Origin of the sequence: Streptomyces sp. NPDC051315 (genome assembly GCF_044455165.1) — a bacterium.
GTDB lineage: Bacteria > Actinomycetota > Actinomycetes > Streptomycetales > Streptomycetaceae > Streptomyces.
In genome coordinates this window covers 122,062-143,176 of sequence record NZ_JBITEN010000010.1, presented here as the reverse complement: position 1 = coordinate 143,176, position 21,115 = coordinate 122,062, and the positions used below count along the sequence as shown (strand labels likewise).

Sequence of the window (21,115 nt, the reverse complement as noted above, 5' to 3'; positions counted from 1 at the left end):
CGCCGGGTAGGGTCTCGCGCGTGAGCGAGTTCGTGCGGAACGTCCGGCTGTGGTTCGTGCCCGAGGGGGTTCGGCAGGAGGGGCGGACGCCCGACTACCGGTTCTCGCTGGCCAACGAGCGCACGTTCCTGGCGTGGCTGCGGACCGCGCTCGCCCTGATCGGCGGCGGGTTCGCGGTGGACCAGTTCCTGCCGGACCTGCGCTGGGGGTGGCGGGTCGGGCTCGCGCTCGCGCTGCTGGCGGCGGGCGTGCTGTGTTCCCTGCGCGCGGTGAACCACTGGGTGCGGTGCGAGCGGGCGATGCGGCGGGGCGAGGACCTGCCGGTGTCCCGGTTCCCGGCGCTGCTGAGTCTCGTCGTCGCGGTGGTGGCCGTCGCCATGGTCCTGGTGGTGCTGTTCGGGTGGGAGGGGTGAGCGGCGAGCGCGACCCCGGGCTCCAGCCGGAGCGGACCCGGCTCGCCTGGCGGCGTACGACGCTGTCGAGCACCGTCGCGGCCGTACTCGCCGTGAAGGCCGCCCTGCACGGCGGGGCGTCGGCCGCCGGGATCACCGTGTGCGCGCTGTGCTGCGCCCTCTGGCTGGCCTTCCTGCTCCTCGCCCAGCACCGGATCCGCGTCCTCGCCTCGACGGCCGCGCCCCCGGCCCTCCCCGCACGCCACGCCACGGCGGCGGTGCTGTGCGCGGTGGCGACGGCGGTGTGCGCGGCGGCGCTGATCGTCTAGCGGCCGGCCTCCCACCGGGCCCTCGCCCGGGTCCCCGCCTCCTGCTACCAGCCCGTCGCCTGTGTGTCCGTCCCGTCGTCCCACTCCACCGTCACCACGATCTTGCCCCGGGTCCGTCCCTCCTCGTTCGACCGGTAGGCGTCCGCGGCGCGCTCCAGGGGGTACGTCTCCGAGACGTGGACGGAGACCACCCCCTGTTCCGCCAGTTCGGCCAGCCGGGTGAGGTCCTCGTGGTCGGGGCGGACGAAGTGGTAGCGGCCGCCGTAGTCGACGGCGTCCGGGTCCGCGATCGAGACCAGGCGGCCCTCGGGGGCCAGCAGGTTCGCGGAGGTCCTCAGGGTGTCGCCGCCGATCGTGTCGAAGGCCGCGTCCACACCCTCGGGGGCGAGGCCGCGCACCCGTTCGGCCAGGCCGTCGCCGTACGTCACGGGCTCGCCGCCGAGGGAGCGTACGAAGTCGTGGTTGGTCTCGCTCGCCGTACCGATCACCCGGGCGCCCAAGTGGCGGGCGATCTGCACGGCGATCGAGCCGACGCCGCCCGCGGCCGCGTGGACGATGACGGTCTCGCCGCGCTTCACCTGGAGGACCTTGCACAGCACCTGGTAGGCGGTGAGGCCCACCAGGGGCAGGCCGGCGGCCTCCTCCCAGGTGAGGTTGCGCGGCTTGCGGGCGAGGGTGCGCACCGGGGCGGCGACGTACTCGGCGAAGGTGCCCCGGCAGAGGAAGTCCTCGCGGACGTAGCCGATGACCTCGTCGCCGACCGAGAACTCCGTCACGGACGGACCGGGCCGGACCACGACGCCCGAGACGTCCCAGCCGGGGACCACGGGGAAGACGGTGTCGACACTCCCGTCGAGACGACCCTCGCGGCACTTCCAGTCGACGGGGTTGACGGCCGCCGCCCGCACCTTGACCAGCACCGAGTCGGGGCCGACCTTGGGGTCGCGGACCTCTCCGTACTCGAGGACCTCGGGGCCGCCGTACCGGCTGTAGCTGATGCCCTTCATGCCACCGACCCTCCGGGGTACTCGAACGCCACGCAAGCCCGGATGCCCGGACGTGTGCCGATCGCGTGGCGGCCTGTCCGTCGTCATCCCCGTACCCCCGAAGGTGAGCACCATGACCACCGTCCACCAGGAGCACACAGCCCACTCCCACACCCACGGCAAGCAGTGCGGACACACCGAGGTTCCGCACGGCGACCACATCGACTACGCCCACGACGGGCATCTGCACCGCGAGCACGGCGGCCACTGGGACGAGTGCGAGGCCGGCGGGCACGTCGCCCACGAGGGGCACGAGCACCGGCACGGCGAGGACTGCGGGCACGCGCGCGTGCGGCACGGCGACCACGTCGACTTCCTGCACGACGGCCACCGGCACGCCGAGCACGACGGACACTGGGACGACCACTGATCCGTCCCCGTCCTCCCCGTCGGCCCGGCCCGCCTCCGCGCGGCGGCCCGAGCGGCGCGGCCGAAACGACGTTTACCGACGGCTCCCCGGGTTCAGCCCGGGGAGCCGTCGCTCTAGGGTGGCCCCGATCACGTTGGGCGCCGCCACTGGACGACATACCGACCGGTCGGCATCATGGAGCGAGTCCCGTACACCCGTCCGTAGGAGCGACGCATGAGCCCCGACCACCCGCCAGGACTCGACCTCGACCGGCTGCGCACCCTGCTCGACCGTGAGCACCCCGGTCTGGTCCGCGGCCCGCTCACCGGCCGGCTGATCGAGGGCGGACGGTCGAACCTGACGTACGAGGTCGCGGACGGCACGACGAAGTGGGTCGTACGGCGGCCGCCGCTCGGTCATGTCCTGGCCACCGCGCACGACATGCGGCGCGAGCACCGGGTGATCAGCGCCCTGCACCCGACCAGCGTGCCGGTGCCGCGCCCGGTGCTGCTCTGCGAGGACGACGAGGTGCTCGGGGCGCCCTTCTACGTGATGGAGTTCGTCGAGGGCACCCCCTACCGGACGGCCGACCAGCTGGCCCCGCTCGGCCCGGAGCGCACCCGGGGCGCGGTGCTGTCCCTGGTGGACACGCTCGTGGAGCTGCACGCGGTGGACCCCGCCGAGGTGGGCCTCGGCGACTTCGGCCGCCCCGACGGCTTCCTCGACCGCCAGCTGCGGCGCTGGGGCAAGCAGCTCGACGCCTCCCGCAACCGCGAACTGGCCGGCGTCGAGGAGCTGCACGCGGCGCTCGGACGGCGGCTGCCCTCCTCCCCCGCCCCGGCCGTCGTGCACGGCGACTACCGGCTCGACAACGTCCTGATCGGCGAGGACGACCGGATCAGGGCGATCCTCGACTGGGAGATGTCGACGCTCGGCGACCCGCTCACCGACCTGGGCCTGCTGGTGATGTACAGCATGCCGCTCGGGATGCCCGACTCCCCCGTGTCCACGACCGCCGAGGCCCCGGGACACCCGGAACCGGCCGAACTGATCGAGCGGTACGCAGCCCGCTCGGGGCGCGACGTCTCGGCCGTCTCCTGGTACACGGCGTTCGCGTGGTTCAAGCTCGCGGTGATCCTGGAGGGCATCCACTACCGCTACACCCTGGGGCAGACCGTCGGCCGCGGCTTCGACCGCATCGGTGACCTGGTTCCCGTCTTCATCGCACACGGACTGACCACTCTTCAGGAAGGCTGACGGCCATGGACTTCGCGTTCGACGCGCGCACCGAGGAACTGCGCGCCAAGCTGCTCGCCTTCATGGACGAGTACGTGTACCCGGCCGAGCCGGTCGCCGAGGAGCAGCGCGCCCGGCTCGCCTCGCCGTGGGACACCCCGGCGGTGGTGGAGGAGCTGAAGGCCGAGGCACGCCGGCAGGGCCTGTGGAACCTCTTCCTGCCCGACTCGGAGTACGGCGCCGGGCTGACCAACCTCCAGTACGCGCCGCTGGCCGAGATCACCGGCCGCAGCCCGCAGCTGGCGCCCACCGCGCTGAACTGCGCGGCGCCCGACACCGGCAACATGGAGGTGCTCGCGCAGTTCGGCGACGAGCGGCAGCGGAAGCAGTGGCTGGAGCCGCTGCTGGCCGGGGAGATCCGCTCCGCGTTCGCGATGACCGAGCCGGAGGTGGCCTCCTCCGACGCGACGAACATCACCACGCGCATCGAGCGGGACGGCGACGACTACGTCATCACCGGCCGCAAGTGGTACATCTCCGGGGCGATGAACCCGGACTGCGCGATCTTCATCGTGATGGGCAAGACGGACCCGGACGGCGCCGACATCCGCCGCCAGCAGTCCATGGTGCTCGTGCCGCGCGACACCCCGGGCGTGACCGTCACGCGCGCGATGAAGGTGTTCGGCTACGAGGACCACTACCACGGCGGTCACGCCGAGGTGATCTTCGACCAGGCGCGCGTGCCGGTGACGAACCTGATCGGCGAGGAGGGCGGTGGCTTCGCCATCGCGCAGGCCCGGCTGGGACCCGGCCGGATCCACCACTGCATGCGGCTGATCGGCATGGCGGAGCGGGCCATCGAGCTGATGTGCCGCAGGGCCGTCTCCCGCGACGCCTTCGGCAAGGCGCTGGCGCAGCAGGGCGTGGTCCACAACTGGATCGCGGACGCGCGGGTGACGGTCGAGCAGCTGCGGCTGCTGGTGCTGAAGACGGCCTGGATGATGGACACGGTCGGCAACCGGGGCGCCCACACCGAGATCCAGGCGATCAAGATCGCCACGCCCCGCGCTGTCGTCGACATCATCGACCGGGCGATCCAGCTGCACGGTGCGGGCGGTGTCAGCCAGGACTTCCCGCTGGCCGAGCTGTATGCCGGGGCGCGGACGCTGATGATCGCCGACGGGCCGGACGAGGTGCATCAGCGGTCGCTGGCGCGGCGGGAGCTGAAGAAGTACGTGTGAGGAATGGGGCGTGCGGGGGTCTGCGCGCGCCCCTTGACCGTGGAGCGCGCGGGGGTGTCCCCGCCGCCCCTGCGGCCGCGGGGTGCCCGAGGGGCCCCGCCGTCCCTTCGACCGGTTCCCCACGGCCCCTTACCCCCGCGGGGTCCCCGCCGGCGGCCCTGTGACCGCGGTGTGGCGCGCGAGGGGTTTTCGCCCCCGCCGCCCCTTCCCGACCCGACCCCGGGGCTGCCGCCCCCAGACCCCCGCTTCGGCCCTGAACGGGCCTCGTCCTCAAACGCGGACGGGCTGAGATGCACCGGACGGGGTGCGATCCTCCCGACGCGATGCGATGCGCCGGACGGGACGCGATACGCCGGACGGGGCTGGGGCGGGCGGATGGGCCGGGGGACGCCGGACGGGGTGGGCGAGTTCTACGGGCGCAGCGCGCGGAGCAGGAGGTCGGCCAGGTGGTCGGCGACCTCCTTCGGGCTCATCGGGCCGTCGGGGCGGTACCAGGTCGACAGGTGGTGGACCGAGCCGAAGTGGTAGTCGACGACCAGGTCGGCAGGGGTGGCCGTGGAGAAGACGCCGGCCTCCTGGCCCTCTTCGACGAGGGCGCGGAAGCGCTCGTGGTAGCGACGGCGTTCGGCGCGGACCTGCTTGTTCTTCTCGGGGCTCAGGTGGTGCATCGAGCGAAAGAAGATGGACGCGTCGTCGAGGTTCTCGATCGTCGTGACGACGACGTCGGCCGCCGCGTCCCTCAGTCGCTTCTCGATGGGCTCGTCGGCGCCCGCGAAGGCGTCGAGTCTCTCCTGCTGGACGCGCAGCACGCGCGCGTACACCTCGTGCAGGAGGTCGTCCTTGGAGCCGAAGTAGTGGTACAGCGCCCCCTTGGTGACGCCGGCTGCCTCGACGATCTCCTGCACCGAGGTGCGGTCGTAGCCCTGCTCGGCGAAGAGCCGGGTGGCGGCGGCCAGCAGCCGCTGCGGCACGGGGGTCCCGTCGCCGTCCGTCGTCCTGGGCACTGCCGCCACCTGCCTTTCGGTATGCCTCACTGGCTGTCGTGCGTGCGGGAACGCAGTTCCCGACGGAGGATCTTCCCACTCGCCGTCTTGGGCAGGTCGGGCAGGATCTCCACCTGTCGCGGATATTTGTAGGCGGCCAGTCTCTCCTTGCAGTACACCGCGAGTTCATCCGGGTCCGTGTCGGAGCCCGGGCGCAGGCTGATGTACGCCTTGACCGTCTCCCCCCGGTAGCCGTCGGGCACACCGACGACGGCCGCCTCGCGTACCGCCGGGTGGGTGTACAGCACGTCCTCGACCTCGCGCGGCCACACCTTGAAACCGGACGCGTTGATCATGTCCTTCTTGCGGTCGACGACGTACAGCCAGCCCTGTTCGTCCATGAAGCCGATGTCGCCGGTGCGCAGTTCGCCGTCGGGAAAGGTCTCGGCGGTGGCGTCGGGGCGGCGCCAGTAGCCGGGCACCACCTGCGGTCCCCGGACGACGATCTCGCCCTGCTCGCCGAAGGGCACCTCCGCGCCCCGGTCGTCGACGATCCGCACGACCGTGTCGGGTCCGGGCACACCGACCGCGAGGGTCCCGCTGGCCGGGTCGACCGGTGCCTCCCGGTGCGGCGGGACGGAGGCACAGGGGGCGGTGCACTCGGTGAGGCCGTAGCCGTTGCGGATGTAGGGACCGAAGTCCGCCCGGAACTTCTCCACCAGGGCCGGCGGCAGCGGGGCGCCGCCGGAGGAGATGTGCACGAAGGAGGAGAAGTGGTCCCGGGTCACAGCCGGGTGGGCGGCCAGCGCCATGAAGGCCGTGGACGGGCCGACCGTGTAGTGCGGGCGGTGTTCGGCGAAGGCGTCCAGGACGACGCCCGCCTCGAAGCGGTACGTCAGGACGAGCGTGCCCGCGCTGTTCAGACACGCGCCGAGCTGGCAGACCATGCCGGTGATGTGGAACAGGGGCGCGAGCGCGTAGTAGACGGGCGCCTCGGGCAGGTGCAGGCCGGTGCTCTGCCGTTCGACATTGAACATGATGTTGGCGTGCGTGTTCGTGGCGCCCTTGGGGGTGCCGCTGGTGCCCGACGTGTAGCTGATCAGCGCGATGTCGGAGGCGGCCGGGGCACGGTCCTCGGGCGCTTGGTGGCCGGCGCGGGCGACGGCGGTGAGGTCGTCGGCGTCCGGCGCCTGCGGGAGCCGCTCGAAGGTGAGCACGCGCGCGTCGTCGCGGGTCTGGAAGTCCAGCTCGCAGCCGGTGAGGACGATCCGCACCGGTGAGCCGGCGGCCGTGTCGCGCAGGTACGACTCCCAGGCCCGGTCGGCGCAGACCAGGGCGGCGACCTCGCCGTCCCGCAGGACGTGGCCCACCTCCCCCGACTTGTACATCGGGTTGACGGGGACGACGGTCGCGCCCGCCTTCCAGGCGCCGAGGACGGCGAGGACGAAGTGCGGCGAGTTCTGCAGCAGGACGGCGACCCGGTCGCCGCGCTCCAGGCCGCGGGCGGCCAGGTGGCCTGCGACGGAGTCGCTGAGCTCGTCCACCTCGCGGTAGGTGAGCCGTCCGTCGAAGTAGGTGAGGAAGGTGCGGTCCGGGGCCTCGGCGACGGCCCGGCGCAGGGCGTGCACCAGGGAGTCGGCGGGGTCGACCGGGGCGCGCTGGGCCTCGTCGAGGAGGGCCAGCCAGGGCCGGGCGGCGTAGCGCGAGGCGGTCACCGGGCGGCCTCCCACTTCTGCTGGAGGTGGTTCATGCCGCTCAGCCAGCGGTCTGGGTCGGCGGCCCGCGCCTGGTAGTACCCGGCGACCTCGGGGTGCGGCAGGATCAGGAAGCGGTCCTCCGCGATGCCCTGGAACAGGGCCTCCGCCACGGCCGACGGCTCGATCGCGGTCGGCCTGAGCACGAGGTCGCCGGCGGTGCCGGTGGCGGCGAGCATGTCGGTCCGCACGCCCTGGGGGCAGATCGCGTGGACCTTGATCCCGCGGTGGCGGTAGGTCAGCGACAGCCACTCGGCGAAGGCGTACGCCCCGTGCTTGGTGACGCTGTAGGGGGCGGCGCCGACCATCGTCAGCAGTCCCGCGGCGGAGACGGTGGAGACGAACCGGCCGCTGCCGCGCTCCAGCCAGTCCGGGAGCAGGGCGTGGGCCGCGCGGACGTGGGCCATCACGTTGACGTCCCAGGACAGCGTCCAGGCCTTCTCGTCGAGCGGCTCGGCGGCGTCGCCGCCCTCGAAGGCGACGCCCGCGTTGGCGCAGTAGACGTCGACGGTGCCGCCGAGGGCGTCACGGGCCTCGTCGACGATCGCGGAGGCGTCACCCGGGACCGCGACACCGCCGATCTCCTCGGCGACGGACTTCGCCCGGTCGGCGTCCAGGTCGTTGACGACGACCCGGGCTCCCTCCGCGGCGAAGCGGCGGGCCAGGGCGGCGCCTATGCCCCCTCCCGCTCCGGTGACGACTACGTTGGCACCCTGCACGGCTCCCACCTTCGGTCCCCTTCGAGACGGTTGCGGCTCCCCCGTCCGCGTCAGACTAACCGGTCGGTATGTTGCAGGGAAGGGTCATCGCGGCACACATCCCCTCATGCGCCTGTCCAGACGAGCCCTGCTCGCGGCCACAGCCGTCGCGCCCCTCCCCGCCTGCACCGCCTCCCCCTCCACCGCCTCCCCCTCCACCGCCTCCCCCTCCGCCGCCGAGGACCGCGGCCGCCTGCGCACCGGCTTCGAGCGGCTCGCCGACGACGGATACGCCCTCCTCGACGGAGCACGCGTCGGCATCGTGACCAACCCCACCGGCGTCACCCGGGACGTACGCCACGTCGTCGACGTGATGCACGCCGACGACCGGGTGAACCTCGTCGCCGTCCTCGGCCCCGAGCACGGCTTCCGGGGCACCGCGCAGGCGGGCGGTTCCGAGGGCCGCCACGACGACCCGGCGACCGGGCTGCCCGTCCACGACACGTACCTCAAGCGCGGTCAGCCGCTCGCGAACGTCTTCACCGCGGCCGGCGTCGACACGGTCGTCTTCGACATCCAGGACGTGGGCGCCCGCTTCTACACGTACGTCTGGACGCTGTACGACTGCATGGAGGCGGCGCGGCTGGCCGGCAAGCGGTTCGTGGTGCTGGACCGGCCGAATCCGGTGACCGGGCGGGCGGCCTCGGGGCCGGTGCTGCACCGGGAGTTCGCGAGCTTCGTCGGGCGGCAGCCGGTCGCACAGGCACACGGGATGACGGTCGCGGAGCTGGCCCGGCTGTTCAACGGGGAGTTCCTGGCCGCGCCGGTGGAGCTGGACGTCGTACGGATGACCGGGTGGCGGCGGTCGCAGTGGTACGACGCCACGGGGCTGCCGTGGGTGCCGGCGAGTCCGAACATGCCGACGCCCGACACCGCCCTGGTGTACGCGGGGACCTGTCTCCTCGAGGGCACGAACCTGTCGGAGGGGCGGGGCACCACCCGGCCGTTCGAACTCCTCGGCGCGGAGGGCATCGACGGGCGGTGGGCGGCCGCCGTCAACGGTCTCGGGCTGCCGGGCGCGCACGCCAGGGAGGCGTACTTCGCGCCGGCCTTCTCGAAGTTCCGGGGGAGGACCGTCGGCGGGGTGCAGATCCATGTCCACGACCGGGACGCCTACGACCCCGTCCGCACCGGTGTGGCCCTCCTGGTGACCGCCAAGCGGGTCTGGAGCGGTTTCGCCTGGCGCTCCGACCACTGGATCGACAGGCTCACGGGCTCCGCGCGGGTGCGCACGGCGATCGACGCGGGCGCGAACGTGGACGAGGTCGTGGCGGGCTGGCGGGAGGAACTGGCCGCGTTCGGGCGGGTACGGCGGGAGTACCTGCTGTACGAATGAGCCGTGACGTCTGGTCAACTCCCGCCGTCCGCAGGACGATGCGCCCACTCGGCGCACGACTGCGGGGGACAGGGGGCCTGTGATGGCGGATCCGGCGATGAGCGTGACTCCCTACTGGGAGGTGACCTTCGACGCCGACGGGGACGTCGACGGCGCGCAGCGGGACCGGCTGCTGGCCGGAGTGGCCCGGCGCGGGGTGCGGGACCTGGTCCTCTTCGCGCACGGCTGGAACAACGACCGCTCGGGCGCGACTCGGCTCTACAGCCGATTCTTCGCGCCGGTCCCCGGCCTCGTCCCGGCGGCGAGGATCGGGTACGTGGGGATCGTGTGGCCGTCGATGCGGTTCTCGGACGAGCCGGTCCCCGATCTGCCGCGGTCCGTGGCGGCCGGACCGGCCCGGCGTCCGGCGCTCGACGAGGACACGCGGCACGCGCTGTTGGAGACGTTCCCGGGCCGGGCCACGGTGGTCGAGCAGATCGCGCGCATGCTGGAGCAGCGGCCGTCCGAGGAGGCCGAACTGGAGGAGTTCCGGCGGCTGGTACGGCTGCTGGTGGACGTGGTGCCACCGGGCCCGCAGGCGCTGTTCGCGGCGGACACGGTGGCGGAGGGGGTGCCGCAGGACGATCCGCGGATGTTCTCGGGGTCCGCGGCGGAGGTGTGCGAGGAGTTCGCGGGGGCGCTGGCCCGCCTCGAGGACCCGCGGCAGGTGGCCGGGGTCGGGTTGCCGAATCCCTGGGACGGCGCGCACGAGCTGCTGCGGCAGGCGACGTACTACGCCATGAAGCGGCGGGCCGGCACGGTCGGTGAGCGGGGGCTCGGGCCGCTGGTCGGCCGGCTGGCGGGCGCGGTGCCGCGGGTGCGGGTGCATCTGGTGGGGCACAGCTTCGGCGGCCGGCTGGTGTCGTTCGCGCTGCGCGGGCTGCCCGAGGGGGTGCGCGCGGTGAAGTCGGTGACGCTGCTCCAGGCGGCCTTCTCGCACTACGCGTTCGCCGCCCGGCTGCCGCACGACCCGCGCGCGGGAGGCGTGCTGCAGGGCCAGCAGAACCGCGTCGACGGGCCGCTGGTGTGCTGTCACTCCCGGCACGACTCGGCGCTGGGCACGATGTACCCGCTGGCCTCCCGGATGGCGGGCGACGCCCGGGGTCTGACCGAGGCGTTCGGGGTCGGCAGGTTGCTGGGCGCGAAGTGGGGGGCGCTGGGCTACGACGGCGTGCAGGCGGTGCCCGGTACGCGCGCGTGCACGCTCGCCGAGGCGCTGGCCCGCCCGCTGCCCACGTCGGGGTGCGTGAACGTCGACGCGGCGGCGGTGGTCCGGCGGGGCGGGGCCCCGTCCGGGGCGCACAGCGACATCGTGCACCCCGAACTGGCGCGGGTGGTGCTCGCGGCGGGCCGCGTCCGCTGAGGAGCCGGCCCGCCGCGGCGCGGGCTCACCGGTGTGAGGTGAACTCCACGACCTGCTGGTAGGTGGGCCGGTTCTGCCAGCTGATGGCGCCGTGCTTGATGCCGCCGAGGGTGCGGTGGACGATCGAGTCGGCGCACCACTGGTTGCCCGCCGCGCACAGGTCGTCCCCGGGGTAGACCTGGGCCGCGGTCTTGCCGGCCGCCTCCCTCAGCGTGGTGATCAGAACGTCCCGGCAGGCGCTGAGGCTGCCGCCGCCGCAGTACGTCCGTGCCAGCGGTCCCTGCACCGGCTCGCCCAGCACCGCGCGGATGTCCTTGTCGACATAGCTCCACCAGCCGTACTGGAAGGCGCTTCCGGCATGCGCGCCGGTCGGCCCGTGGGCGGCGGACGGGGACTCGTCGACGGGCAGGTTGGCGGTGAAGGCGGTGTACAGCGCGCTGCCGAGGCCGGGTTCGAACTGGGCCTTCACCAGCAGCGGCCACCAGGCGTCGAGGATGCGGATCGCGTCGGCGTTCGCGTACGTCTTCGAACCGGCCGTGGTCTCGGTGCGTCTGCCGCCCGCGGTCAGCCAGGCCTGGAGCCTGCTCACCGCGGACGCGGCGGTGGTGTCGGTGACCGGCGAGCTGTTGATCACCTTCAGCAGGTCGGGCAGGACGTCCTCGGCGCGCAGGTCGGCGAGGGCCGCGTCCGCCATCGCCTTCACCAGCGCGGCCCGGGTCACGCCGCCGGCCTGGACCAGCTTCCGCACCCGGGTCTCGAGGAGGTTGCCGCGGTGCACGGACCCGTTGCCCCAGGGCGCGGCCGTGTAGTCCTTGGCCTGCTTGTTGTTCCAGGAGATGTAGTAGTCCTGGTCGATGGAGTGGGGGTGCGCCGACGCCGGCGTGTACGCGGCGGTGTTCGTCGCCGGCTCCCAGTTCCGCCACTCGTACGCCGGCTGCGCCCACACCGGGAACTCGGCGTCGACGCCGGTCGCGCGGACCGGGTTGTCGCCGCTGTTGTAGTAGGCGGTGTGTTCGGAGTCGGCGTAGAACCAGTTGAAGGTGTAGTTGACGTGCTGCACCGCGCTCTGGAAGGTCTCCGGGCCCTTGACGTGGTCCGGGTCGTTCAGCATCTGGAAGCCGATGATGGAGTCGACCTCGTGCAGGAAGGAGGAGCGCAGCGTGGTGTAGGCGACCTTCTTGCCGCCGACCGTCGCGCGGTACTCGACGGGACCGTACTTCGTGCGCCAGGCCCGCATCGTGTAGGAGCCGGCCGCGGTGCCGTCGGCGGTCGTCGGCTTCCAGGCGTTCTTCTGCTCGACCTTCTCCATCGCCGTGCAGGTGCCGCGGTACAGGTAGTGGTGGTCGTCCTGGCACAGCTCGACCGCGTAGGTGTCGATGACGTCCTGGCCGGAGGTGGTGGCGCTCCACGCGTAGTCCTGGCCGCGGCCGAGCTCGACGTACATGCTCAGGCCCGCGAAGGAGGCTCCGCGGGCGCTGATGCCCGGGCCCTGGAGTTCCTGGAGCAGCAGCAGCTGCGGGGCGAAGTAGCCGGTCTGCGGGCCGAAGACGGCGATCGGGTGGCCGCCGGCGGTGTGGTCGCCGCTGACGACGAGGGCATTGGACATGCCGCGCCTCGCGGAGCTGACGGCGGCGGTGGCGGCCGTGGCGGAGGCGGTCGTCGCGGAGGCGGTGGCCGCGCTGCCGGTGCGGTCGAAGACCAGTTGCTCCGCGACCACCGAGCCCGGGTCGGGCAGCGCCCGGCCCTGCGGGTTCTCGGGCCGGACGGCGTAGGGGAAGCTCTGGCCGTCGTGGAGGGTCATGACGGCCTCGGGGTCGTTGCGCTCGCGGAAGGACTCCCAGACCCTGGTGCCCTCCTCGACGCCGTACTTCTCCTGCGCGGCCAGCAGGGAGATCGCGTTGTTGACCTCGCCGCCCCCGCCGGAGCCGAAGAGGGCGCCGACCACGGAGGCCAGCGCCACCAGGTCGGTGATCTTGAAGTGTTCTATGGTCCCCGCGTTGGTGATTGAGTCCTTGTGGCCGGTCAGGACGTATTCACCGGGGAAGTAGCGGCCGCTGTCGGAGGCGTCGATGTAGGCGTTGATGCCGTCGAGGTAGGCGTCGGCGTCGGCCAGCGCCTGCTGTCCGCGGGCGCCGTTGGTGGCGACGGCGCTGTCGATCTGGGCCTGGAGGTCGGCCTCGGTGTACGGCGCGTTGCGCCAGAACTGCTGTTCCAGGCCCTGGTTCGATGCCGCGCCACCCGCGAAGGAGGTGAGTTGTCCCCGGCCGACGTGCCGGAAGACGTCCATGAGCCACAGCCGGTCCTCGGCCGCCGCATAGCCGGCGCCGAACTCGGTGCCGTACCTGGTGGTACCGGTGATGTGCGGGACGCCCGTCTTCTTGTCGCGGACGATCGTGACGTCGCCGCGGCCGGCGGGCTTCACGGTGGAGGCGACTTGATCCGCGGGAACCCCGAACGACGCGTCGTTGAAGAAGGTGTTGAGGGTGGAGTGGGTGAGCGTGGAATAGCCCTTGGCGAGGTTGGCGTAGGGGCCGAGCTGGTCCGCGGCGTGCGCGGGCTGGGTGCCGAAGGCCTGGTTCAGCAGGATCTGGGCGAGGGTCGCGTTGCCGTTCTGGCCGGGCGGCAGGATGTCGGAGCACTGGTTGCCGCAGTAGTCGTTCACCGCTGTGACCTCGGCCGCGGCCGCCCCTTGGGAAAGTGGCGTCAAAAGACCGGCAATCAGGGCGCATACGGATGCGCTCTTCAGGAACCCGGGGAATCTGCCGGGAGTTCTCAGTTCGTCGGGAGCGGTGCGTGGGGTTCGCCGTGGCATCGGCAACTCCTAGCGACGGGGGTGGCCGGAAGGTTACCGCCGGTATCCCCGGGATTGAAGATGAACATGCGTCACTTTTGGGAGTCGCCTCATCCGGCTTATGGACGGCATCGGACATCGGATGGAGCCGAAGGGAGCCGAATCGCGTGTCGATACGTCTATTCGGCGACGTCGTGCGAAGTCCGCGCGATGACGCCGAAGTGACCGAAGTACAGGTGCAGATGTGACGGAGGTGCAAGGCGATGGCCGGTTTCCGGAGTCTGGCGAGACAGGTACGCGACCCGCGGTGCGATCTGGCGCTGCGGCGGTACTCACTGCGCAAGTGCCTTGAGCGGTTCGCCCCCTACGGGCACAGGGCTACCTGGGACCATCTCTGCTCGCGGGCCGGGTTCGGCCCCGAGGACCGCTCCCCCGACCCGGCGCGGCTCGTGGCCGCGTTGGACGAGCTGGAGGAGGCGCGCGCGGTGTGGCTGGCCTACGAGGTCGAGTTCGCCGAGCGCCGCAGGAAGGAGAAGCACGACGGGCTGCGCAGGCCGGGCAGTGTGGACGACTGGCACCGGCTGACCTGGGGAGGCTTCGGCGTGGCGTGGTGCGACGACCCGCGGGTCCACCCCCGTGAGCCGCTGGCCGAGGTACTGCGCCGGCTGATCGCCGCGCTGGAGCGCGAGCCCGGCTCCGGCTGCCCGGTGTGCGCCGGGGAGCGGCTGGTCTGGAAGTACGACCTGGACCACGAGCCGTCGGCGGGTCCGGTCTGCGTGGACTGCGGGATACTCGTACCGCGGCCCGTGCTCACGCCGGAGGCGCTGGCGTACGCCCGGCGCGGACAGCTGTTGATGTCGGCCTGAGAGTACGACGGGGGTGCGCCGGGGATGCCGCACCCCCTGTTTCGCCGCGTGAGCGCGGTGTTGTTCCGCGTGAGCGCGGAGTCGTTCCCTGTGAGTGCGGAGTTTCGCGCCGTGGCCAGGGGCCGTTCCACCGTGGCGCGGTGCCTTCACGCCGTGGCCAGGTGCCGTTTCGCCGTGGCCGGACGTTGTCGCGCCGTAGGCGCGGTGCCTTTGCGCCGTGGTGCGGTGTTGTCGCGCCGTGGTGCGGTGTTGTCCCGCCGTGGCCACGTGCCGTTCCGTCACGGCGCGGTGCCGTTGTGCCTGGTGCGTCCGGTGGCGGGGCCGTTGTCAGTGGGGGGTGCCACCATCGGGTCATGGTCCAGGTCTGTCTGAACGGGACGCGGACGGCCGCCGACGGGGCGGTGGTGCCGCTGTCACCGGACGCGTTGGCCCGGGCGGCGGCGGAGGCCGTCGCGGCGGGGGCCACGGAGATCCATGTCCATCCCAGGACACCGTGCGGGCGGGACACGCTCTCGCCGCGCGTGGTCGCGGCGACGCTGGAGGCGATACGGGCGCGGGTGGCGGTGCCGGTCGGGGTGACCACAGGCGCCTGGGCCGAGCCCGACCCGGCGGCCCGTGTGGCACGGGTGCGCGCGTGGACCGTCCTGCCCGATCACGCCTCGGTCAACTGGCACGAGCCCGGCGCGGAGGAACTCGCCGCCGCCCTGCTCGACCTCGGGGTGGGGGTGGAGGCGGGCATCTGGTCGGGGACGGACGGGGCCGCCCGCTTCGCCGTCTCGCCGTACGCGCCGAAGGTGCTGCGGGTGCTGGCGGAGGTGACGGACAGGGGCGGGGACACGGCGGAGGAGTCGGCGCGGGCGCTGCTCGCCGGCCTCGGCTCCGCGCAGGGCCGGCCCGTGCTGCTGCACGGTGAGGACGGGGGCACCTGGCCCGTGCTGCGGCTGGCGGGGCGGCTGGGCCTGGCGACCCGGATCGGCCTGGAGGACACCCTGCTCCTGCCGGACGGACGACGGGCCGGGTCCAACGCTCAGTTGGTGGCGGAGGCGCTGTACCAGTACGGGTGCGCCCAGCGGTCGTCGTAGGGCAGGGCGAGGAGTCCGGCGCGGATCGCGAGATCGGTCTCACCCAGGGCGCGCAGCCGGGCGGGGGCGTGCCGCGAGAGCCAGGCGCGCAGCTCGGGCAGGGCGGTCTCGCTGCCGTGGACGAACCAGCTGAACGGCGACTTGTCGATGAGCAGGTCGTCCATCCACCAGTCCACGCAGGTCAGGAGATGCGCGTCGGCGGCCGGGCCCGGCCGCCACCGCTCGAGGAGCGGGGTGAGGCCGCGCAGGATCATCGCGCACGTCTCGACGATGTGGTGCGCCGGGTACGGCGGTTCAGGCGCCGTGAGGACCTCCTCCCACCAGGCGAGCACGAACGCCTCGACGGCGGCGGCCTGCTCGGCGGGCCAGGTCCGCCAGTCGACGTTCGACAGCCCGTGCCGGCCCCAGCCGACACCGTGCAGCCCGCCCTCCACCATCACCCGTGCGCCCTGCGGCGGCAGGCGGCGCATCGCGGCGGCGTGGTCCGCGAAGTGGCCCGGCGCCTCGTAGAGGTACCGGTTCACCACGTCGACGGGGATCCGGGTGTACGGCGTGCGCAGATACGCCGTCTCCTCGGGGAGATGACAGAGCGGGCACGGGGTCTCGTCCGGGCTGGCGAAGCCGTTGAAGACGGTGTCGAGGTCCGCGAGCGCGGCGGCGAGGCCGGGGCTGGGCATGGGCATCGTCCCGTCAGGACTCCGGTGCGCGGCGGCGGGGCCACCGGCCGAAGAGCGTGACGTTATCAGCCGCTAATCGGGTCGCTCCACCTCTTTCCCGTCCGGACAGTGGGGGGCGATGAGACATCCCTGAGGTCCTGAAGGAGCCCCGCATGTCGACGCTGCGCGTCACCGCCGAAGTGCTGACCGTCCATGAACACCCCAACGCCGACGCCCTCGAACTGGCCCAGGTCGGTCTGTACCGGGCCGTCGTCGCCAAGGGCGCCTACCGCACCGGTGAGGCCGCGGTCTACATCCCCGAGCAGGCGGTGCTCCCGGCCGGGCTGATCGAGGAGCTGGGGCTGACCGGGCGGCTGGCGGGCGGCCACGCGGACCGGGTCAAGGCGGTGCGGTTGCGGGGCGAGCTGTCCCAGGGGATCGTGTGCCGGCCGAAGGCCCTGGCGGACGTCGACCTCGTGCGGGCGGCGGCGGAGGGGACCGACTTCGCGGAGCGGCTCGGCATCACGAAGTGGGTGCCGCCGATCCCGCCGACGATGAGCGGGGAGGTCGAGGCGGCGCCCGATCTGCTGCCGTGGGTCGACATCGAGAACATCCAGCGCTATCCGGGCATCTTCGCGCCCGGCGAGCCGGTGGTGCTGACCGAGAAGCTGCACGGGTCGGCGTGCCTGCTGACGTACGTCGCCGACGAGGGGCGGGTGTACGTCTCCTCGAAGGGCTTCGGCGCGAAGTCGCTGGCGCTGAAGGAGGATGCGCGGAACCTGTACTGGCGGGCCGTCGGCGGACACGGTGTCGCGGAGGTGGCGGCGCGGGTCGCCGAGCGGCTCGGCGCGCGGCGGGTCGGCATCTTCGGTGAGGTGTACGGGGCCGGGGTGCAGGACCTGACGTACGGCGCCGACGGGCGCCGGGACACCCTCGGCTACGCCGTCTTCGACGTCTCCGCGGAGATCGGGGGCGCGGTGCGGTGGCTGGACGCGGCGGAGGTACTGCGGGGTGAACTTCTGCTGGTGCCGAGGCTGTTCGAGGGGCCGTACGACGCGGCGCGGGTGCTGGAGCTGGCGAGCGGACGGGAGACGGTGTCCGGGCGCGAGCTGCATCTGCGGGAGGGCGTGGTGATACGGCCCGCCGTGGAGCGGTACAGCGCGGTGACCGGGGGGCGGGCGATCGCGAAGGCGGTGAGCCCCGCCTATCTGACGCGCAAGGGCGGGACGGAGTACGAGTAGGCGGTGGCCCGGGGTGGAGGGGAACCGGTGGAGGGGCCCCCTCCACCCCGGGCGCGCGGTGCAGGGGAAACTCCCTCACCCCGGGCGGCGCGGTGCAGGGGACCCCGTCACCCCGGGCGGCGCGCACGCCTTTCGACGGGCTGATGCCCGGCTCGCGCGGGCCCGTGAGCCCGTGGCCCGAGGGCGAGAGGGGGCGGATTCAGGAGTAGCGGTCCGCGGGGCGTGGTTCCGGCCCCGGACGGGTGCCGGTCCGGCTCTGCGGCTTGCGTTCCACCAACAGGCGGGAGCCCGACTGGCGTTCGCCGAAGGTGTCGTCCGGGTTGGAGAGGATGCAGGTGTCGAGGGAGAGGCAGCCGCAGCCGATGCAGTCGGTGAGGTGGTCGCGGAGCCGGTTGAGCTGCTTGATGCGCTCTTCCAGTTCGGCGCGCCAGGTCTCGGAGAGGCGGGCCCAGTCCTCGCGGGTCGGGGTGCGTTCCTCGGGGAGTTGGGCGAGGGCCTCGCGGATCGTGGCGAGGGGGATGCCGACCCGTTGGGCGGCGCGGACGAAGGCGACGCGGCGGAGTGTGTCGCGGGAGTAGCGGCGCTGGTTGCCCGGGGTGCGCCGGCTGCTGATCAGGCCCTTGGACTCGTAGAAGTGAAGGGCGGAGACGGCGGCGCCGCTGCGGGCGGCGAGCTGGCCGACCGTGAGTTCGTGGATCTTCTCTGGGATCTGGGGCACCCCTCGAAGCCTACCCATCCCGGGCCGGGCACCCCGGTCCGTTGACAGGACTCCCCGTCCCTAGCATGCTAAGCAGTCGCTTAGAGGCACTTCGTGACCGGAGAGAGGCCGCAGACATGGCAGAGCCGAGGATCTTCACGTCCGCCGACGACCTGAGGGCGGCGGTGGGCGAGCAGCTGGGGTACACGGACTGGCTGGAGATCGACCAGAAGCGGATCGATCTCTTCGCGGAGGCCACCGGTGACCACCAGTGGATCCACGTCGATCCGGAGAAGGCCGCCGGGGGGCCGTTCGGCACCACCATCGCGCACGGATACCTGACCCTGTCGCTGCTCCCGCTCTTCGGACCGCAGCTCATCGCGGTCGAGGGCGTGAAGATGGGCGTCAACTACGGGACGAACAAGGTGCGCTTCCCCTCGCCCGTCCCGGTCGGCTCACGCCTGCGCGCCACCGCCACGATCACCGGCGTCGACGACGTCACCGGCGGCATCCAGGTCACCATCGCCTTCACCGTGGAGCGCGAGGGCGGGGACAAGCCGGTGTGCGTCGCGGAGTCCGTGTCCCGCTACTACCTCTGAGCCCTTCGAGCGGCGGTACGGCTACTTCGCCGCGCCCACCATCCGCAGCACGAGGTCGGCGTACAGCTCGCCGACCTCCTCGGGCGTGCGGGGACCGTCGACGTTGAACCAGCGGGCCACGTCGATGCAGAGGGACAGCACGGCCAGGGTCGTCCCGTGCACGTCCAGGACCTGGAACTCCCCGCTCGCCACGCCCTCCTCGATGATCCCGCGCACCTCCGCGTCGACCTGCCGGCGCAGCGCGAGGATCTCGGCGCGGGCGTCCGGGCCCAGGGCCTCCAGCTCGTACTGCACGACCCGCGCGGTGGTGCGGCGCCCGGCGTGCCAGCGGACGAAGGAGCTCACCGCGTCGGCGAGCCGCTCGGCGGCGGTGCCCTCGCCGCGGGCCGCCGTGCGCAGGATGTCCAGCGCACGGTCGTGGCCGATGCGGCTGATGCGGTGGAGCAGTTCTTCCTTGGTCTTGTAGTGGATGTAGAGGGCGGCCGGGCTCATGCCCGCGCGGCCGGCGATGTCGCGGGTCGTCGTCGCGTGGTAGCCGCGCTCGGCGAAGGCCTCCACGGCGGCGACGAGCAGTCGCCGGGCCGCGTCAGGGGTGACCTCTTCCCACGGCTCGATCTCGCCGCCGGCCGTCTCCTCCGCCGTACTCATCGCTCGTTCGCCCCTCTCGGTACAGGAGCTACACCATACCGCCGAAGGTGAGCGCCCGCTTAGAGTGCCTGTCGGCACGGGCCGCACGGGGGGCGGGCCGCCCGGCCGAGGATCGACTCAGAGCTTCTCGAACGGGTCGTGCTCGGCGAGCAGCTTCTCCAGGCGGGCCTGGTCCACGCGGCTCACGATGTGCCCGGCCTCCTGGCGGTCCCGGATCACCTTCGCCAGGGTGAAGGCGGACGTCACCAGGTACAGGACGGCGATCGCGAGGAAGGCGCGCACCCAGGCGTCGGTGTTCAGCTGGTAGATGCCGACGGAGGTGGCCGCCATCGCGATGGCGAAGGAGGCGACGGCCTGGCCGTAGAACGCGGCCGTACTCTGCTGCTTGACCGGTGTGTCACTCATGGGGCCAAGCCTCGGCGGACGTGGCCCGCACCACATCCGCGCACGTACTCAGATGGCTACTCAGAAGGCCGAGACGCCCGTCAGGGCCCGCCCGATGACCAGCTTCTGGATCTGGCTGGTGCCCTCGTAGAGGGTCATCACGCGCGCGTCCCGCAGCAGCTTGCCCGCCGGGTACTCGTCGATGTAGCCGTAGCCCCCGAAAACCTGGAGGGCGTTGTTCGCGGCACGGACGGCCGCCTCCGAGGCGAAGAGCTTGGCCTTGGAGGACTCGACGGCGAACGGCAGCCCGCGGTCGATCAGGTCCGCGACCCGCCAGGTCAGCAGCCGGGCCGCGTCCACGTCGACCGCGATGTCGCTGATCAGCTCCTGGACGAGCTGGTGACGGGCGATGGTCTTCCCGAACTGCTCGCGCTCGCCCGCGTACCGCACGGCCGCGTCCAGGGCGGCCTGGGCTATGCCGACACAGCCCGCCGCGACCGACATCCGCCCCTTGGCGAGGGCCGACATCGCGACGGAGAAGCCCTTGCCCTCCTCGCCGAGCAGCGCGGAGGCGGGCACCCGCACGTCCTCGAGGACCAGCTCGGCGGTGGCCTGGCCGCGCAGACCGAGCTTGCCGTGGAGGGTGCGCCGGGTCAGGCCGGGGGTGTCGGCCGGCACCAGGAAGGCGGAGACGCCCTTGTGGCCGGGGGCGTCGGTGGAGCGGGCGAACAGCAGGACGACGTCGGCCCAGGTGCCGTTGGTGATGAACATCTTGGTGCCGTTCAGGACGTAGTCTCCGCCGTCGCGCACCGCGCGGGTGGAGAGGTTGCCCGCGTCGGAGCCGGTGCCGGGCTCCGTGAGGCCGAAGCAGCCGACGTACGCGCCGGAGGTGAGCCCCGGCAGCCAGCGCCGCTTCTGCTCCTCGTCGCCCCAGGCCGCGACGGTCTTGGCGACCAGGCCGAGGGAGACCGAGACGATGCCGCGCACGGACGAGTCCCCGCGGCCCAGTTCCTCGGTGACCAGGCAGTACGCGAGGTGGTCACCGCCGGAGCCGCCGTACTCCTCGTCGATCGTCAGGCCGAGGAAGCCGATCTCCCCGAGCTTCTTGACGATGCCCCGGTCGACCTCCTCGGCGCGGTCCCAGGCGACGGCGTGCGGGGTGATCTCGCGGTCCACGAAGTCCCGGGCGAGCCGGCGCACGGCCTCCTGCTCGTCACTGAGCCCCAGATGCATGACGCGTCACCCCACAGAAGACGAAGAGAACGAAGAAGAACGAAGCGGAACGAAGAGCACGGCCGAGCGGACCGCGGACGCCGCACTCCTTG

The 21,115-nt window shown here is 72.5% G+C and carries 21 protein-coding genes; 11 read left to right on the top strand and 10 right to left on the bottom strand.

The window, feature by feature from the left end; all coding sequences use genetic code 11:
• Positions 1–20 precede the first annotated feature (20 nt).
• A complete protein-coding gene (locus ACIBBD_RS20535) occupies positions 21–413 on the top strand; it encodes a YidH family protein (protein ID WP_399420878.1) in 393 nt (130 codons plus the stop codon).
• Positions 401–721 (top strand): DUF202 domain-containing protein, encoded by a 321-nt coding sequence (locus tag ACIBBD_RS20530; RefSeq protein WP_399420877.1) that lies wholly within the window; start codon positions 401–403, stop codon positions 719–721. Before ACIBBD_RS20535 ends, ACIBBD_RS20530 begins: the two co-directional genes overlap by 13 nt.
• 44 nt (positions 722–765) lie before the next feature.
• Here the strand turns inward: ACIBBD_RS20530 and ACIBBD_RS20525 are convergent, their stop codons facing one another.
• A complete protein-coding gene (locus ACIBBD_RS20525; RefSeq protein WP_399420876.1) occupies positions 766–1,728 on the bottom strand; it encodes an NADP-dependent oxidoreductase in 963 nt (320 codons plus the stop codon).
• Between the two features lie 112 nt (positions 1,729–1,840).
• Here ACIBBD_RS20525 and ACIBBD_RS20520 point away from each other — a divergent pair, with 112 nt between their 5' ends.
• From ACIBBD_RS20520 to ACIBBD_RS20510, 3 genes are all read left to right on the top strand, one after another.
• Entirely contained in the window at positions 1,841–2,137 is a 297-nt protein-coding gene (locus ACIBBD_RS20520; protein WP_399420875.1) for a hypothetical protein, read from the top strand.
• 213 nt (positions 2,138–2,350) lie between these two features.
• A complete protein-coding gene (locus tag ACIBBD_RS20515) occupies positions 2,351–3,373 on the top strand; it encodes a phosphotransferase family protein (RefSeq protein WP_399420874.1) in 1,023 nt (340 codons plus the stop codon).
• A 5-nt stretch (positions 3,374–3,378) separates the two neighbouring features.
• Complete coding sequence (locus ACIBBD_RS20510; protein WP_399420873.1) at positions 3,379–4,593, top strand: acyl-CoA dehydrogenase family protein; 1,215 nt, start codon at positions 3,379–3,381, stop codon at positions 4,591–4,593.
• Between the two features lie 410 nt (positions 4,594–5,003).
• On the opposite strand, the gene ACIBBD_RS20505 is transcribed toward ACIBBD_RS20510, so the two are convergent.
• From ACIBBD_RS20505 to ACIBBD_RS20495, 3 genes are read right to left on the bottom strand one after another with little or no spacing between them, the layout of a single operon-like run.
• Complete coding sequence (locus ACIBBD_RS20505; protein WP_399420872.1) at positions 5,004–5,597, bottom strand: TetR/AcrR family transcriptional regulator; 594 nt, start codon at positions 5,595–5,597, stop codon at positions 5,004–5,006.
• A gap of 26 nt (positions 5,598–5,623) precedes the next feature.
• On the bottom strand, positions 5,624–7,291 hold the full coding sequence (locus tag ACIBBD_RS20500; RefSeq protein ID WP_399420871.1) for a class I adenylate-forming enzyme family protein: 1,668 nt from the start codon (positions 7,289–7,291) through the stop codon (positions 5,624–5,626).
• The gene (locus ACIBBD_RS20495; protein ID WP_399420870.1) at positions 7,288–8,058 is read right to left on the bottom strand and encodes an SDR family oxidoreductase; all 771 of its coding nucleotides are present in this window, start codon (positions 8,056–8,058) and stop codon (positions 7,288–7,290) included. Before ACIBBD_RS20495 ends, ACIBBD_RS20500 begins: the two co-directional genes overlap by 4 nt.
• Positions 8,059–8,155: 97 nt before the next feature.
• Here ACIBBD_RS20495 and ACIBBD_RS20490 point away from each other — a divergent pair, with 97 nt between their 5' ends.
• Entirely contained in the window at positions 8,156–9,424 is a 1,269-nt protein-coding gene (locus ACIBBD_RS20490; RefSeq protein WP_399420869.1) for an exo-beta-N-acetylmuramidase NamZ domain-containing protein, read from the top strand.
• Positions 9,425–9,506: 82 nt separating this feature from the next.
• Positions 9,507–10,826 (top strand): serine-threonine protein kinase, encoded by a 1,320-nt coding sequence (locus ACIBBD_RS20485; protein ID WP_399420868.1) that lies wholly within the window; start codon positions 9,507–9,509, stop codon positions 10,824–10,826.
• A gap of 25 nt (positions 10,827–10,851) precedes the next feature.
• Here the strand turns inward: ACIBBD_RS20485 and ACIBBD_RS20480 are convergent, their stop codons facing one another.
• Complete coding sequence (locus ACIBBD_RS20480; protein WP_399420867.1) at positions 10,852–13,638, bottom strand: penicillin acylase family protein; 2,787 nt, start codon at positions 13,636–13,638, stop codon at positions 10,852–10,854.
• A gap of 242 nt (positions 13,639–13,880) precedes the next feature.
• Between ACIBBD_RS20480 and ACIBBD_RS20475 the strand changes: the two genes are divergently transcribed.
• Positions 13,881–14,483, top strand: a complete 603-nt coding sequence (locus tag ACIBBD_RS20475) for a hypothetical protein (RefSeq protein ID WP_399420866.1) — start codon at positions 13,881–13,883, stop codon at positions 14,481–14,483.
• A gap of 353 nt (positions 14,484–14,836) precedes the next feature.
• Positions 14,837–15,565 (top strand): 3-keto-5-aminohexanoate cleavage protein, encoded by a 729-nt coding sequence (locus tag ACIBBD_RS20470; protein ID WP_399420865.1) that lies wholly within the window; start codon positions 14,837–14,839, stop codon positions 15,563–15,565.
• Here ACIBBD_RS20470 and ACIBBD_RS20465 read toward each other — a convergent pair.
• Positions 15,511–16,242 (bottom strand): hypothetical protein, encoded by a 732-nt coding sequence (locus ACIBBD_RS20465; RefSeq protein ID WP_399420864.1) that lies wholly within the window; start codon positions 16,240–16,242, stop codon positions 15,511–15,513. The genes ACIBBD_RS20470 and ACIBBD_RS20465 overlap by 55 nt on opposite strands.
• 152 nt (positions 16,243–16,394) lie before the next feature.
• On the opposite strand from ACIBBD_RS20465, the gene ACIBBD_RS20460 reads away from it, so the two are divergent.
• Complete coding sequence (locus ACIBBD_RS20460; protein WP_399420863.1) at positions 16,395–17,462, top strand: RNA ligase (ATP); 1,068 nt, start codon at positions 16,395–16,397, stop codon at positions 17,460–17,462.
• 199 nt (positions 17,463–17,661) lie between these two features.
• Here the strand turns inward: ACIBBD_RS20460 and soxR are convergent, their stop codons facing one another.
• Positions 17,662–18,180, bottom strand: a complete 519-nt coding sequence (gene soxR, locus ACIBBD_RS20455) for a redox-sensitive transcriptional activator SoxR (protein ID WP_399420862.1) — start codon at positions 18,178–18,180, stop codon at positions 17,662–17,664.
• A 116-nt stretch (positions 18,181–18,296) separates the two neighbouring features.
• On the opposite strand from soxR, the gene ACIBBD_RS20450 reads away from it, so the two are divergent.
• The gene (locus tag ACIBBD_RS20450; RefSeq protein ID WP_399420861.1) at positions 18,297–18,758 is read left to right on the top strand and encodes a MaoC family dehydratase; all 462 of its coding nucleotides are present in this window, start codon (positions 18,297–18,299) and stop codon (positions 18,756–18,758) included.
• A 21-nt stretch (positions 18,759–18,779) separates the two neighbouring features.
• On the opposite strand, the gene ACIBBD_RS20445 is transcribed toward ACIBBD_RS20450, so the two are convergent.
• The 3 genes from ACIBBD_RS20445 to ACIBBD_RS20435 all read right to left on the bottom strand — a co-directional run bounded on the left by ACIBBD_RS20445 (position 18,780) and on the right by ACIBBD_RS20435 (position 21,023).
• Positions 18,780–19,406, bottom strand: a complete 627-nt coding sequence (locus ACIBBD_RS20445; RefSeq protein WP_399420860.1) for a TetR/AcrR family transcriptional regulator — start codon at positions 19,404–19,406, stop codon at positions 18,780–18,782.
• 117 nt (positions 19,407–19,523) lie between these two features.
• Entirely contained in the window at positions 19,524–19,811 is a 288-nt protein-coding gene (locus ACIBBD_RS20440; RefSeq protein WP_391646607.1) for a YiaA/YiaB family inner membrane protein, read from the bottom strand.
• A gap of 60 nt (positions 19,812–19,871) precedes the next feature.
• A complete protein-coding gene (locus ACIBBD_RS20435) occupies positions 19,872–21,023 on the bottom strand; it encodes an acyl-CoA dehydrogenase family protein (RefSeq protein ID WP_399420858.1) in 1,152 nt (383 codons plus the stop codon).
• Positions 21,024–21,115: the final 92 nt, after the last annotated feature.

Excerpts from the sequence above, each read along its gene's own strand:
- ACIBBD_RS20520 (WP_399420875.1), top strand. The coding sequence starts at position 1,841 with ATGACCACCGTCCACCAGGAGCACACAGCCCACTCCCACACCCACGGC.
- ACIBBD_RS20470 (WP_399420865.1), top strand. The coding sequence starts at position 14,837 with ATGGTCCAGGTCTGTCTGAACGGGACGCGGACGGCCGCCGACGGGGCG.
- ACIBBD_RS20525 (WP_399420876.1), bottom strand. The coding sequence starts at position 1,728 with ATGAAGGGCATCAGCTACAGCCGGTACGGCGGCCCCGAGGTCCTCGAG.
- ACIBBD_RS20490 (WP_399420869.1), top strand. The coding sequence starts at position 8,156 with ATGCGCCTGTCCAGACGAGCCCTGCTCGCGGCCACAGCCGTCGCGCCC.
- ACIBBD_RS20445 (WP_399420860.1), bottom strand. The coding sequence starts at position 19,406 with ATGAGTACGGCGGAGGAGACGGCCGGCGGCGAGATCGAGCCGTGGGAA.
- ACIBBD_RS20460 (WP_399420863.1), top strand. The coding sequence starts at position 16,395 with ATGTCGACGCTGCGCGTCACCGCCGAAGTGCTGACCGTCCATGAACAC.
- ACIBBD_RS20475 (WP_399420866.1), top strand. The coding sequence starts at position 13,881 with ATGGCCGGTTTCCGGAGTCTGGCGAGACAGGTACGCGACCCGCGGTGC.
- ACIBBD_RS20485 (WP_399420868.1), top strand. The coding sequence starts at position 9,507 with ATGGCGGATCCGGCGATGAGCGTGACTCCCTACTGGGAGGTGACCTTC.
- ACIBBD_RS20510 (WP_399420873.1), top strand. The coding sequence starts at position 3,379 with ATGGACTTCGCGTTCGACGCGCGCACCGAGGAACTGCGCGCCAAGCTG.
- ACIBBD_RS20450 (WP_399420861.1), top strand. The coding sequence starts at position 18,297 with ATGGCAGAGCCGAGGATCTTCACGTCCGCCGACGACCTGAGGGCGGCG.
- ACIBBD_RS20435 (WP_399420858.1), bottom strand. The coding sequence starts at position 21,023 with ATGCATCTGGGGCTCAGTGACGAGCAGGAGGCCGTGCGCCGGCTCGCC.
- ACIBBD_RS20515 (WP_399420874.1), top strand. The coding sequence starts at position 2,351 with ATGAGCCCCGACCACCCGCCAGGACTCGACCTCGACCGGCTGCGCACC.
- ACIBBD_RS20480 (WP_399420867.1), bottom strand. The coding sequence starts at position 13,638 with ATGCCACGGCGAACCCCACGCACCGCTCCCGACGAACTGAGAACTCCC.
- ACIBBD_RS20440 (WP_391646607.1), bottom strand. The coding sequence starts at position 19,811 with ATGAGTGACACACCGGTCAAGCAGCAGAGTACGGCCGCGTTCTACGGC.
- ACIBBD_RS20465 (WP_399420864.1), bottom strand. The coding sequence starts at position 16,242 with ATGCCCAGCCCCGGCCTCGCCGCCGCGCTCGCGGACCTCGACACCGTC.